This window comes from Pseudomonas sp. GW823-FHT06E10, assembly GCF_058794995.1.
Genome location: NZ_JBXAHJ010000004.1, coordinates 342,497 through 356,419, shown reverse-complemented (window position 1 = coordinate 356,419; position 13,923 = coordinate 342,497). Strand labels below are relative to the sequence as shown.

At 61.0% G+C, this 13,923-nt stretch carries 10 protein-coding genes; 4 read left to right on the top strand and 6 right to left on the bottom strand.

All coding sequences use genetic code 11. The annotated features are described in order from the left end of the window. Positions 1-179 precede the first annotated feature (179 nt). Positions 180-413, bottom strand: a complete 234-nt coding sequence (locus AC1Q6Y_RS09405; RefSeq protein WP_057714965.1) for a DUF3203 family protein — start codon at positions 411-413, stop codon at positions 180-182. 121 nt (positions 414-534) lie between these two features. Between AC1Q6Y_RS09405 and AC1Q6Y_RS09400 the strand changes: the two genes are divergently transcribed. Then, the gene (locus AC1Q6Y_RS09400; RefSeq protein WP_154908971.1) at positions 535-1,032 is read left to right on the top strand and encodes an MgtC/SapB family protein; all 498 of its coding nucleotides are present in this window, start codon (positions 535-537) and stop codon (positions 1,030-1,032) included. Between the two features lie 37 nt (positions 1,033-1,069). Here the strand turns inward: AC1Q6Y_RS09400 and AC1Q6Y_RS09395 are convergent, their stop codons facing one another. Beyond that, the gene (locus AC1Q6Y_RS09395) at positions 1,070-1,237 is read right to left on the bottom strand and encodes a hypothetical protein (RefSeq protein WP_198530240.1); all 168 of its coding nucleotides are present in this window, start codon (positions 1,235-1,237) and stop codon (positions 1,070-1,072) included. A 215-nt stretch (positions 1,238-1,452) separates the two neighbouring features. Here AC1Q6Y_RS09395 and AC1Q6Y_RS09390 point away from each other — a divergent pair, with 215 nt between their 5' ends. From AC1Q6Y_RS09390 to glgB, 3 genes are all read left to right on the top strand, one after another. After that, positions 1,453-3,447, top strand: coding sequence for an alpha-1,4-glucan--maltose-1-phosphate maltosyltransferase (locus AC1Q6Y_RS09390; protein WP_492624446.1), 1,995 nt, complete (start codon positions 1,453-1,455; stop codon positions 3,445-3,447). Positions 3,448-3,614: 167 nt separating this feature from the next. Continuing rightward, positions 3,615-6,956: a maltose alpha-D-glucosyltransferase gene (treS, locus tag AC1Q6Y_RS09385; RefSeq protein ID WP_492624445.1), complete on the top strand. Its 3,342-nt coding sequence runs from the start codon at positions 3,615-3,617 to the stop codon at positions 6,954-6,956. A 2-nt stretch (positions 6,957-6,958) separates the two neighbouring features. Further along, a complete protein-coding gene (gene glgB / locus AC1Q6Y_RS09380; protein WP_492624444.1) occupies positions 6,959-9,190 on the top strand; it encodes a 1,4-alpha-glucan branching protein GlgB in 2,232 nt (743 codons plus the stop codon). 158 nt (positions 9,191-9,348) lie between these two features. Here glgB and AC1Q6Y_RS09375 read toward each other — a convergent pair whose 3' ends face one another. The 4 genes from AC1Q6Y_RS09375 to AC1Q6Y_RS09360 all read right to left on the bottom strand — a co-directional run bounded on the left by AC1Q6Y_RS09375 (position 9,349) and on the right by AC1Q6Y_RS09360 (position 13,909). Continuing rightward, positions 9,349-10,113: an endonuclease/exonuclease/phosphatase family protein gene (locus tag AC1Q6Y_RS09375; protein ID WP_090455067.1), complete on the bottom strand. Its 765-nt coding sequence runs from the start codon at positions 10,111-10,113 to the stop codon at positions 9,349-9,351. 114 nt (positions 10,114-10,227) lie between these two features. Further along, positions 10,228-10,986, bottom strand: a complete 759-nt coding sequence (locus AC1Q6Y_RS09370) for a PIG-L deacetylase family protein (protein ID WP_492624443.1) — start codon at positions 10,984-10,986, stop codon at positions 10,228-10,230. 213 nt (positions 10,987-11,199) lie between these two features. Next, positions 11,200-13,362, bottom strand: a complete 2,163-nt coding sequence (gene glgX, locus AC1Q6Y_RS09365; RefSeq protein WP_057714958.1) for a glycogen debranching protein GlgX — start codon at positions 13,360-13,362, stop codon at positions 11,200-11,202. A 229-nt stretch (positions 13,363-13,591) separates the two neighbouring features. Continuing rightward, a complete protein-coding gene (locus AC1Q6Y_RS09360; protein ID WP_489340548.1) occupies positions 13,592-13,909 on the bottom strand; it encodes a DUF2934 domain-containing protein in 318 nt (105 codons plus the stop codon). Positions 13,910-13,923 lie beyond the last annotated feature (14 nt).

Sequence of the window (13,923 nt, the reverse complement as noted above, 5' to 3'; positions counted from 1 at the left end):
GCCTCCATCAGGCATGAGCACTATGAGCGGCGATCTGTTTGCATAACAGACTCAGGTATTGCATTAAAAAGCGGATCAGATGGCCGTGTTTGCACGAACTGCGACAACTTGAAGCAGCCGACGCTGTGGGGTCCATGGGGCTTTGCAAAACAGCGGCGGCAAGTGCGGATCAACCCCGGTCAAATCACCGAACCACTGTCGGTAGCTTTCAGGTGTCGGCGTCCATCCACCGCGCCTGCGACGGTCAAGGCGTCGGCCTCGGCTTCCGTGATGTAGATGCGCTCGCCTTCGATGTCCACTGCCGACATGGCCATGGCACCGTCGGTGATGATGGTCACGTCGGGACACAGACGAATGAGTTCGCCATTTTCAGTGGTGAAAAAGCAGGTCTGGTTCTCGATGCGTACGGTCATAACGGGATCCTTTTTTCAGTGGAAACTAAAGTTTCAGGCCGCAACCGCCGGTCATCGTTCTGTGCAACCGATTAATGGTCGCTGCGGTCCACCGTCCATGGCCCCTCACAAGGACAATCCCATGAACACTTGGTGGCACGAAGTCTGGGTGACGCTGCAAGGCGAGTTCGCCGACATCGGCGATGCCTCGCAATTGACGCGAGTGACCGTGCGCCTGTTGATGGCCGCGGTGCTGGGCGGGATTCTCGGGTTCGAGCGTGAACACCAGGGCAAGGCCGCCGGCGTGCGCACCCACATGCTGGTGGCAATGGGGGCGGCGCTGTTCGTGTTGGTGCCGCAGATGTCCGGCTCACAGCCCGATGCCATGAGCCGGGTGGTGCAGGGCGTGATTGCCGGGATCGGCTTCCTGGGGGCTGGCACTATCCTGAAAAATCGCGATGGCGATGAGGGGCACGTCAAGGGCCTGACCACCGCCGCCGGCCTGTGGATGACCGCCGCCATCGGCGTCGCGGCCGGGCTGGGCCGGGAGGCGACGGCGGTGTTCAGTACGTTGTTGGCGCTGGGCGTGTTCAGTGTGATGCCGGGGATTGTGAAACTGATCGACAAGGATCACCAATGAGATCGTTCCCCGGCAGTATGGGAGCGATCAACTGTCGTCATTCAGGGGGCACAATCACCGGCGGCATTGTCGTTGGCGGATCTTCCCTTGGTGGCGGGTTCGTGCCGGGCGGATCCTGTTCGGGCACCGGTTGCGGATCGCTGGGTGGGATCACCGGGTTGTCGATGTTGGGATCGGGGGTTTCAGCCGGGAATGGATTGTTCATTGTTCAAGCCTCCGGTGGCACATGGCGTGAGTCGTGCTTAAGTAGGTGGACTGATTGGTTGACCGCAGCGCGAAGGACTTGATTCCGGGAATTGCCGATGAAACTTTCCCGGCGGCTGTCGCTCGGAACCTAAGTGAGTGCATCCCGGGGCGGATTGCCCGGCGGGGTGGCGACCAGACACAAGCGCGTCCATGGGGCGTAAGGAGAGAGGCTCGATGACGGCTGAAAAACCGACTGAGTTGAGCTACAACCCGCACATGCCGCTGTCGCAGGCGTTGTTGCTGCCGCGTATCGTCATTGAAAACATCATGCCGATCCTTGAAGGCGGACAATTCGCCGTCAAGGCCGTGGTGGGGCAGGACGTGGTGGTGACGGCCAAGGTCTTCGCCGACGGGCATGACAAGCTGGCGGTGCGCGTGCGCTGGCGGGCCGAGGACGAGGACGCCTGGCAAAGCGCGGCCATGAACGACCTGGGCAATAACGGCTGGCAAGGGCAGTTCCGGGTCGACAGCCAGGGCCGTTATCTGTTCTGTATCGAAGCCTGGATCGATCAGTTCGCCAGTTTTTGCCATGAGCTGGAAAAGAAGCATGCGGCGGCAGTGCCCGTCAGTCTGGAATTGCAGGAAGGGCGGATTCATGTCCAGCAGGCCGCCGAACGTAGCGAAGGGCTACTCAGCGAGCAACTGGCGGCCTTGCACCATGAACTGTCAGGACTGCTCGAAACCGAGCAGGTCGCACTGTTTTTGCACCCGCGTAGCGCCGACCTCATGGCCCGCGTCAATCATCGCGCCTACCTGAGCCTGAGCCCGGAGTACCCGGTGGATGTCGAGCGCGAACTGGCGCAGTTCGCCAGCTGGTATGAATTGTTCCCGCGCTCGATCACCGACAGCCCGACGCGCCATGGCACCTTCAATGACGTGCATACGCGACTGGCGATGATCCAGGACATGGGTTTCGATGTGCTGTATTTCCCGCCGATCCACCCGATCGGGCGCAGCTACCGCAAAGGCCCGAACAACTCGCTGACGGCGGGTCCCGATGATCCGGGCAGCCCCTATGCGATTGGTGGCGAGGAAGGCGGGCACGAGGCGATTCACTCGCAATTGGGTACCCGCGAAGACTTCCGCCGACTGGTGGCGGCCGCCGCGGCCCATGGCCTGGAAATCGCCCTGGATTTTGCCATCCAGTGTTCCCAGGACCATCCATGGCTCAAGCAACACCCCGGCTGGTTCAACTGGCGGCCGGACGGCACGATCAAATATGCCGAGAACCCACCGAAGAAATACCAGGACATCGTCAACGTCGACTTCTATACCCCCGAGGCGATTCCGAGCCTGTGGGTGGAACTGCGCGACATCGTGGTGGGCTGGGTCGAGGAGGGCGTGAAGATCTTTCGCGTCGATAATCCGCACACCAAGCCGTTGCCGTTCTGGCAATGGCTGATCGCCGATGTACGGGCGCTGTACCCCGAGGTGATCTTCCTCGCCGAAGCCTTTACCACCCCGGCAATGATGGCGCGCCTGGGCAAGGTCGGTTACTCCCAGAGCTACACCTATTTCACCTGGCGTAACACCAAGGCCGAACTGGCGACCTACTTCACCGAACTCAACGAATCGCCGTGGCGAGAATGCTACCGGCCGAATTTCTTCGTCAATACACCGGACATCAACCCGGCGTTCCTCCACGAATCCGGGCGTCCCGGGTTTCTCATTCGCGCCGTGCTGGCGACCATGGGCTCGGGCCTGTGGGGCATGTATTCGGGTTTCGAGTTGTGCGAGTCGGCTCCGGTACCGGGTAAGGAGGAATACCTCGATTCCGAGAAGTATGAGATCCGCCCGCGGGACTTCAACGCGCCGGGCAACATCATTGCCGAGATCGCCCAGCTCAACCGCATCCGACGGCAGAACCCGGCGTTGCACACGCATCTGGGCCTGAAGGTCTACAACGCCTGGAACGACAACATCCTGTACTTCGGCAAGCGCAGCGCCGATGGAGGCAATTTCATTCTGGTGGCGGTCAGTCTCGATCCGCACAACGTGCAGGAAGCGAACTTCGAGTTGCCATTATGGGACATGGGCTTGCCTGACTACGCCAGCACCCAGGGCGAAGATTTGATGAATGGTCATCGCTGGACCTGGCACGGCAAGCAGCAGTTCATGCGGATCGACCCGGCGTATCAGCCGTTCGGGATTTGGAGGATAACTGTTTAAACGCAAAACCTGTGGGAGCGAGCTTGCTCGCGATAGCAATTTTGTGGGCAACCTCTTTATTGAATATTCAATTGTCATCGCGAGCAAGCTCGCTCCCACGTAGACCTCATTGCGTTTGACTCGAGTGACCAGCCCGGCGGAACTTTCGAATTCACCAGGAGTTGCACATGGCGAAGAAACCCAAGGCAGCCACGTTCATCAAGGACCCGCTCTGGTACAAGGACGCGGTGATCTATCAAGTCCACGTCAAATCGTACTTCGACTCCAACAACGACGGGATTGGCGACTTTCCCGGCCTCATCGGCAAGCTCGATTACATCGCCGACCTGGGCGTCAACACCATCTGGCTGTTGCCGTTCTATCCCTCGCCACGGCGCGATGACGGCTACGACATCGCCGAATACCGTGGCGTACACAGCGACTACGGCACCATGGCCGATGCCAGGCGCTTCATTGCCGAGGCGCACAAACGCGGCCTGCGGGTGATCACCGAACTGGTCATCAACCACACCTCCGACCAGCACCCGTGGTTCCAGCGGGCGCGCAAGGCCAAACCCGGATCGGCGGCGCGGGACTTCTATGTGTGGTCCGATGACGATCAAAAATACGATGGCACCCGCATCATTTTTCTCGATACAGAGAAGTCCAACTGGACCTGGGACCCGGTCGCCGGCCAATACTTCTGGCACCGTTTCTACTCCCATCAACCGGACCTGAACTTTGATAACCCGCAAGTCATGAAAGCGGTGCTGTCGGTGATGCGTTACTGGCTCGACATGGGCATCGACGGCTTGCGCCTGGACGCGATTCCCTACCTGATCGAGCGCGACGGCACCAACAATGAGAACTTGCCGGAAACCCACGACGTCCTGAAAAAGATCCGCGCGGAAATCGACGCCAACTACCCCGACCGCATGTTGCTGGCCGAGGCAAATCAGTGGCCGGAGGATACTCAGCTGTACTTCGGCGACACCGACAAGAAAGGCCTGAACGGCGATGAATGCCACATGGCCTTTCACTTCCCGTTGATGCCGCGCATGTATATGGCGCTGGCCCAGGAAGATCGTTTCCCGATTACCGACATTCTGCGCCAGACCCCGGATATACCCGCCAACTGCCAATGGGCAATCTTCCTGCGCAACCACGATGAGCTGACCCTGGAGATGGTCACCGACAAGGAACGCGATTACCTGTGGAATTACTATGCCGCCGACCGCCGGGCGCGGATCAACCTGGGAATTCGCCGGCGTCTGGCGCCGCTGATGGAACGCGACCGCCGTCGGGTCGAGTTGCTTAACAGCCTGCTGCTGTCCATGCCCGGCACGCCGACCCTGTATTACGGCGATGAGATCGGCATGGGCGACAACATCTACCTCGGCGACCGCGACGGTGTGCGTACGCCGATGCAATGGTCCATCGACCGCAACGGCGGTTTCTCCCGAGCCGACCCGGCGAGTCTGGTGCTGCCGCCGATCATGGACCCGCAATACGGCTACCTGTCGGTCAACGTCGAAACCCAGGCTGGCGACCCGCATTCGCTATTGAACTGGACCCGGCGCATGCTCGCCGTGCGCAAGCAATCCAAGGCCTTCGGGCGTGGTACGTTGAAGATGCTGTCGCCGAGCAACCGGCGGATTCTGGCCTACACCCGTGAATACACCGGGGCGGACGGTAAGCACGAAATCATCCTGTGCGTGGCCAACGTGTCGCGCAGCGCCCAGGCCGCCGAGCTCGATCTGTCGGCCTACGTCGGCATGGTGCCGGTGGAAATGCTCGGGGGTAACGCATTCCCGCCCATTGGCCAGCTGAATTTCCTCCTCACGCTGGCGCCTTACGGCTTTTACTGGTTCGGCCTCGCCGCGGAAAATCAGATGCCGAGCTGGCACGTGGAACCCGCACAGAGCCTGCCGGACTTCACCACGCTGGTGCTGAAAAAACGCATGGAGGAACTGCTCGAAGCACCGTCACGCACCACGCTGGAGCAAAGCATCCTGCCCAACTGGTTGCAGAACCGCCGCTGGTTTGCGGGTAAGGACGCCGCCATCGAACAGGTCGAACTGGCCTATGGCATGCGATTCGGCGATCCGCAGCACCCGGTGCTGTTCAGCGAGATCAATGTCACCAGCGGTGGCCAGAGCAGCCGCTACCAGTTGCCGTTCGGTTTTATCTCGGAAGATCAGGTCGGTACTCCCTTGCCGCAGCAATTGGCATTGTCGCGGGTACGGCGTGGGCGCCAGGTCGGCCTGATCACCGATGCCTTCAGTCTGGACACCTTTGTGCATGCCGTATTGCAGGGCATTCAGGCCGGCACCGTATTGGCCTCCAGCGATGGCGACATTCGCTTCGAGTCCACCGCCGAACTGGAAAAACTCGGCCTCAATGCCGAGTCGCCGGTGCGTTACCTGTCGGCCGAACAGTCCAACAGCTCGGTGGTGATCGGCAACAGCCTGGTACTGAAGCTGATCCGCAAGGTCGCCTGCGGCGTGCACCCTGAGCTGGAAATGAGCGCGTACCTGACGCAAGCCGGGTTCAGCAATATTTCACCATTGCTGGGGGCCGTGGTGCGCCGGGACGGGGCGGGTGAAGATAATTTGCTGATGATCGCCCAAGGCTACCTGAGCAATCAGGGCGACGCCTGGGAATGGACCCAGAACAACCTCGAACGGGCGCTTCGTGATGAACTGGCCGACGCCGTGTCCGAGCAGGAACAGCATTACAACGCGCTCGGCGAACTGAAAGATTTCGCCGCTATGCTTGGTCAGCGTCTGGGGGAAATGCACCAGGTGCTGGCGGCGCCGAGTGCCAACCCGGACTTCTTGCCCCAGATCACTACGCAGAAGGAGGCGCTGGCCTCGGCCAAGGATATCGCGGCGCAAATCGAGCACGCGCTGAACTTGCTCAAGCAGCATAAAAATCAACTTGACCCGGCGGACCAGACCCTGGTCGGCCGTTTACTGGACAACAAGAAAGCCATCCTCGGCCATGTACAAGCGTTGGGCAAAAAGACCGCGGGCGGCTTGCGCATTCGTGTGCACGGCGACCTGCACCTGGGGCAGGTGCTGGTAATCAAGGGCGATGCCTACCTGATCGACTTCGAAGGCGAACCGGCCCGGCCATTGCATGAACGACGGGGCAAACACAGCCCGTACAAGGATGTCAGCGGCGTGCTGCGGTCCTTCGACTATGCGGCGGCGATGGCGATCAACGTGCAGAGCGTCGATAACACCGCAGCGGCCGATGCCGCGCGCTTGCGGGTCACCGATCGCTACTTGAGCGAGGCGCGGCAAGCATTTGTCGACGCTTATCGGCTGGCGGCAGCTAGTCTTGCCCATGCATGGCAAGATCCCGAAGGCGAGGATGCCGCGCTGGCGTTGTTCGGTCTGGAGAAGGCGGCGTATGAAGTGGCTTATGAGGCGGAAAATCGCCCCGCCTGGTTGCCCGTGCCGTTGCACGGTTTATCTGGATTATTGAGTGGGCTTAAACCCTTTTCCGATCTTGGTGGAGAGTAGTCATGAGTGTCTCGAACAAGGAACAGGGTCATCACAAAGAAGCGCTGCTGCCCAGGCCGCGGGATATCGACGCATTGGTGCGCGCCGAGCATATCGATCCTTTTGCGATTCTTGGCCCCCACGCTGATGGCGCTGGCGGGCAATTCATTCGCGCGTATCTGCCGGGTGCCTTGAGTGTGCAGGTGCTGGCCAGGGATACCGGACAAGAGCTCGGCCAACTTGAGGCCACAGAGACGCCGGGATTGTTTGTCGGGCATTTCGAACGTGCGCAAGCGTATCTGCTGCGCACCCGTTGGGCCGGCGGCGAGCAAACGGCAGAAGATCCTTACAGCTTCGGTCCGTTGTTGGGCGAAATGGATTTGTATCTGTTTGCCGAAGGCAATCACCGCGACCTCAGCGGGTGCCTGGGCGCGCAACTGAAAACCGTGGACGGCATCGACGGCGTGCGTTTCGCCGTGTGGGCGCCGAATGCCCGGCGGGTGTCGGTGGTCGGTGATTTCAACGTCTGGGACGGGCGCCGGCACCCGATGCGCCTGCGTCACCCCACAGGCGTCTGGGAATTGTTCATCCCGCGCCTGCAAGCCGGGGACACCTACAAATACGAGATTCTCGGCGCCCACGGCATCCTGCCGTTGAAGGCCGATCCCGTGGCGTTGGCCACCAGCCTGCCACCGGACACCGCCTCGAAAGTCGCTTCACCCTTGAACATCGACTGGCAGGATCAGGACTGGATGATGACCCGTGGTGACCGCCAGCGGGTGACGGCGCCGTTGTCGATCTACGAATTGCACGCCGGCTCGTGGCAATGCGAGCTGGACGACCTGGGCGAAGTGGCCCGCCAGTACACCTGGCCCGAGTTGACCGAGCGGCTGATTCCCTATGTCAAAGACCTCGGTTTCACCCACATCGAACTGATGCCGATCATGGAGCACCCGTTCGGCGGCTCGTGGGGTTATCAGTTGTTGTCGCAGTTCGCGCCGAGTGCGCGATATGGCACGCCGGACGAGTTCGCCGCGTTCATCAACGCCTGCCACCAGGCCGAACTCGGGGTGATTCTCGATTGGGTGCCGGCGCATTTCCCCACCGATACCCACGGCCTGGCCCAGTTCGACGGCACGGCGCTGTACGAGTACGGCAACCCGCAGGAAGGTTTCCATCAGGACTGGGACACGCTGATCTACAACCTGGGTCGCACCGAAGTGCATGGTTACATGCTGGCGTCGGCGCTGCACTGGCTCAAGCATTTCCACGTCGACGGCCTGCGGGTCGATGCGGTGGCCTCGATGCTCTACCGCGACTACTCGCGCAAGGCCGGCGAGTGGGTGCCGAACCGCCATGGCGGGCGGGAGAACCTGGAAGCCATCGACTTCCTGCGTCACCTCAATGACGTGGTGGCCCTCGAAGCGCCCGGTGCGCTGGTGATCGCCGAGGAATCCACCGCATGGCCCGGTGTAAGCCAGGGCACGCAACAGGGCGGCCTGGGCTTTGCCTACAAATGGAACATGGGCTGGATGCACGACTCGCTGCATTACATCCAGCAGGACCCGGTGTACCGCGCCCATCACCACAACGAACTGAGTTTCGGCCTGGTGTATGCGTGGTCCGAGCGCTTCATCCTGCCGATCTCCCACGATGAAGTGGTGCACGGCAAACACTCGCTGATCGACAAGATGCCCGGCGACCGCTGGCAGAAATTCGCCAACCTGCGGGCCTACCTGAGTTTCATGTGGGCGCATCCGGGCAAGAAACTGCTGTTCATGGGCTGCGAGTTCGGCCAGTGGCGCGAGTGGAACCATGACCAGCAACTGGACTGGTACCTGCTGCAATACCCCGAGCACCAGGGGGTGCAGAAACTGGTGGCCGACCTCAACCGCTTGTACCGCGAAGAGCCGGCGCTGCATGAGCAGGACGACGTGCCGCAGGGTTTCCAATGGCTGATCGGCGATGACGCGATCAACAGCGTTTATGCGTGGTTGCGCTGGAGCAAGGACGGCGAACCGGTGCTGGTGGTGGCCAACTTCACGCCAGTGCCACGCGAGGCTTATCGCGTCGGGGTGCCGTTTGCCGGGCAGTGGAACGAGGTGCTCAACAGCGACTCGTCCATCTATGCCGGTTCCAACTACGGCAACAGTGGCGGGGCGGTTGCCGAGGAAACGCCGAGCCATGGCCAGGCGTTGTCGTTGGTGCTGAATTTGCCGCCGTTGGCGGTATTGATGTTAAGGCCGCAGGGCTGATCCAGAGCCGCGTTGCTGCCTTTCGCGAGCAAGCCCGCTCCCACACTGGTTTTGAGTACGGCATCAATCCAGTGTGGGAGCGGCGGTGCGACGATTCGACTTGCTCGCGAAGGGGCCGGTGCTATCGACGCCGGCACCTGGCAATGAATGGCCGTGATTCAGAGATGCACTTCCACCGCCAACGGCAAATGGTCTGAAAGGTGCGTCCACGGCTTGTTTCCCAGTATTTGCGGCTCATGGCTGCTGGCGTTGCGCAGGTAGACGCGGTCCAGGCGCAGCAAGGGAAACCGTGCGGGGTAGGTTTTGGCAGGACGACCCAGGTGGCGTTCGAAGGCTTCGTGCAAGTAATCGTGGCGGGCAAGGGTGGCATTGCCCTGCATCTGCCAGTCGTTGAAGTCGCCGGCAATGATCACCGGCGCATCATCCGGCAGGGACTCGAGGAGCTGACAGAGCAACTGCAATTGCAGCTGACGATGGCTTTCCAGCAGGCTGAGGTGAACGCAGATCGCATGCACTTCGCGATGACCCGGTACGTCCAGCACGCAGTGCAGCAAGCCACGGCGTTCCGGGCCGGTAATGGAAACATCCAGGTTTCGATACTCGCGGATCGGATATTTCGACAGCAGGGCATTGCCATGGTGACCGTCGGGGTAGACGGCATTGCGCCCATAGGCGAAGTCGCTCCACATGCTGTCGGCGAGGAATTCATATTGCGAGGTTTGTGGCCAATCATTGTAGCGGGAGGAGTGGCGGTCGTGCTCGCCGACGACTTCTTGCAGGAACACCAGGTCTGCCGACGTACTGCGCACCGCCTCACGCAATTCAGGAAGGATGAAGCGCCGGTTGAGTGCGGTAAAACCCTTATGGGTGTTGACCGTCAGCACGCGAAGCCGATGAATCGCCGGGGGCGTGTTCAATGGCATTGATTCGGTTACCTGCGGTTTTGAATGACTGGCCACATGCACTCCTCTGACTCAGGGCTGCTTATGTATGCGACTGATGCGATAGCAGGCAGTTCAGTCCAATGGGCTGCGTTTTCAAACCAGCACAATTTCATAAGGCAAACGGATACGCTCCAGCAGCGGCCGGGGCAGCAACGGCGCGAGGCCGATGGCCGGTTCGCCGTCCAGTTGGCTGGCGTAGGCGTGGGTGGCGTGACTCTTGCGGGCGACGGTCCAGGTATCGAGGCGCACCTTGCGGGCACGGTGCCAGGGAATCAGCTCCCGGTCCCGTGCCGGCCAGTGCCAGGCCCAGAACGGTACGTCGTTGTAGGTGGCCCCGATATTGGCCGCCGCCCAGGCGCTCGCGCGGCCAACAGTGTCGTGGTCGACATTGCCGTCCTGGCGCCAGGTGCTGAACACCACATCACCTGGGCGCAGGTAGCGCGTGATGAATCGGGCGATCTGATCTTCCTGCTCCGCCAGCGCGTTATCGGTAAACCCGCCACGAATCCACTTCAGGCTGTGCATCGGCAACCCGAGTCGACGTATGGCTTCCACGCTTTCCTGGGGACGAAACACGCTGAGGCGTTTTTCCGACCACTGCTGTGACCCCGGATGGCTGGCGCTGCCGTCGGTGATCGAGATCAATTGCAGCGGGTGGCCCAGGTTACTGAGCAATTGCAGCAGGCCGCCGCAGGTCACGACTTCATCGCCGGGGTGCGGGGCAATGAGCACCACGCGTGCGCCGGTGGGTACCAGGGATTGGGTGTTGATGACCGGAATGCTGTCCAGTTGCGGGGCGCTGTTCCAGATCTGTGAGGGCAGGCTGACTTCGCTCAGGGAAACGGGTTTCATGGTGGATACGTCCTTGTTCTGCGTCGCCTTCAGTCGTGCATGGGACAAGCCCGGCAGACCCTTGAGGGCTGGTGGATAGCGGCGCGACAAGCCAAACCCTGGATTGCCGCGAATCGAGTATTGCTCATGTAACGCTATTCGTCGCGTCGTGAAGTTGTCCGCAATGATATTTCCGCCCTGCGGTGTCACGGCTATGAATACCTGGCGTCTCTTTTACTCTTCTTCCTCATGCTGCAATTCGAACAGCAGCAACGAACGGCCGGTGACCGAGTACTCGTGGCCAAACTCAAAGCGCTCCTGGCCGCGGATCGACGGTTGGTTGGTGTCGATCATGCATGTCCAGAAACCGCCGTCAGGCACTTCAGGCAGCCGGAAATTGACGATGTCGTGATGTGCGTTGACCACCAGCATCAATGTCGCGTCGACGCCTTTGCGGCGAATGCCGGTTTCCTGGGCGCGGCCATCGAGCAGCATGCCCAGGCATCGATTGTGCGCATCGTGCCAATGCTCGGTGGTCATTTCCGTACCGTCCGGCGCCAGCCAGGTCACGTCCTTGACGCCGATGTCCTCGTTGTAATTACCCACCAGGAAACGCCCGCGCCGCAGGACCGGGTAGGTCAGGCGCAACTTGATCAGGCGTTTGACGAACTTGAGCAGGGCCTTGCCGTCGTCGCTGAGGTCCCAGTTGACCCAGCCGGTCTCGCTGTCCTGGCAGTACGCATTGTTGTTGCCGTCCTGGGTGCGGGCGAACTCGTCGCCGGCCACCAGCATCGGCGTGCCTTGGGCCAGCAGCAGGGTGGCGAAGAAATTGCGCATCTGCCGATGGCGCAGCGCGTTGATCTCGGGATCGTCGGTGGGGCCTTCGACGCCGTGGTTCCAGGACAGGTTGTTGTTGCTGCCGTCTTGATTGTTTTCGTCGTTGGCTTCGTTGTGCTTGTCGTTGTAGGACACCAGGTCGTTGAGGGTGAAACCGTCGTGGGCGGTGACGAAATTGACCGATGAGTAAGGCCGCCGGCCACGTTGGTTGAACATTTCGCCCGAAGCGGTCAGGCGGTTGGCAAAGTCCGCCAGTTGCCCGTCGTCGCCTTTCCAGAAGGCGCGCACGGTGTCGCGGAACTTGTCGTTCCACTCGACCCAGCCCGGCGGAAAATTGCCGACCTGATAACCGCCGGGGCCGCAGTCCCATGACTCGGCGATCAGTTTGACCTGGCGCAGTACCGGGTCCTGGCGGCAGGCCACCAGGAAACTGTGGCGTTCGTCGAAACCGTCGTGATAGCGCCCAAGGATGGTTGCGAGGTCGAAGCGAAAGCCGTCCACGTGCATTTCCGTGGCCCAGTAGCGCAGGGAGTCGGTGACCATTTGCAGCACGCACGGGTGGCTCAGGTCCAGGGTGTTGCCGGTGCCGGAATCGTTGATATAGAAGCGTTTGTCATCGGGCATCAGGCGGTAGTAGGAGGCATTGTCGATGCCGCGCATGGACAGTGTCGGGCCTTGTTCGTTGCCCTCGGCGGTGTGGTTGTAGACCACGTCGAGGATCACCTCCAGATTGGCTTCGTGCAGGTGCGCGACCATTTCCTTGAATTCGGCAATCTTGCCACTGGCCAGGTACCGCGGGTCGGGGGCGAAGAACGCAATGCTGTTGTAGCCCCAATAGTTGGTCATGCCCTTGTGCAGCAAATGCTGGTCGTTGACGAACGCATGGATCGGCAGCAGCTCCACGGTCGACACACCGAGTTTGCGGATGTGCTCGACCACTTCATCGACCATCAACCCGGCAAAGGTGCCGCGCAGATTCTCGGGGACGGCAGGGTGACGCATGCTGAAGCCGCGCACATGGGTTTCATAGATGATCGTCCTGTCCCACGGCACGCTGACACGATGATCGTGGCCCCAGGTGTGCGCCGGGTCGATGACCTTGCATTTGGGCACGAAGGGCGCGCTGTCGCGCTCATCGAAGCTGAGGTCGGCGTCGGGGTGGCCGATGGTGTAGCCGAACAGCGCTTCGGACCATTTCAACTTGCCCACCAGTTGTTTGGCGTAGGGGTCGATCAGCAGTTTGTTGGGGTTGAAGCGATGGCCGTTGGCCGGGTCGTACGGACCGTAGACGCGATAGCCATAAACCAACCCCGGATGGGCGTCGGGCAGGTAGCCGTGGTAAATCTCGTCGGTGTATTCGGGCAGTTCGATGCGTTCGAGTTCCACTTCGCCGGCGTCGTCGAACAGGCACAGTTCAACCTTGGTGGCGTGGGCGGAAAACAGGGCGAAGTTGACTCCCAGTCCATCCCAGGTGGCACCCAGCGGAAAGGGCAGGCCTTCGCGGATTCGTGTGGTTTCGGCACGAGGGGCTGGCGCGGCGGCTTTCTTCGGACTGGTCATAGGTACTCCTGTAAACGGGGGTTACCTGTAGGAGCGAGCTTGCTCCGGGCGGCGCTCCGACGAAAACGGTGTGTCAGGCAACATCAATGCTGGAAGTGATGGCCTCTTCGCGGGCAAGCCCGCTCCCACAGGTATTGTGAGTTGCCACAGATTGCAGCCACACCTTCAAACACTGTGGGAGCGGCGGTGCGGCGGTCCGACTTGCCCGCGAAGGGGCCTCAAGACATATTCAAACCGCTGGCGGTTTTCGCGCAGCCCGGGGTTTTTTCGCGACGGCCTTTTCCCCCGGCGGGATTACCTTCGAAGCCGCCGCCGGTTTGGCTTTGGTTTTTGGCGCGGCGACCTTGGCATCGCCAGCCTTGCCATTGGCCGTTTTGCTGACCGGGGTTTTCGGGGCAGCCTTGGCCGGTTTTTTCGGGGCCAGTGCTTCGGCGTCCGCCAGTTTGCACGCCATCTCCCAGTGGCGGGCTTCCTGGCCTTCGGGTTTTCCTTCGGATTCCCAGATCTGATAGGCAAATTCGCGGATGCGTTTTTCGTCGGTACTCATCGCAATGCTCCTGA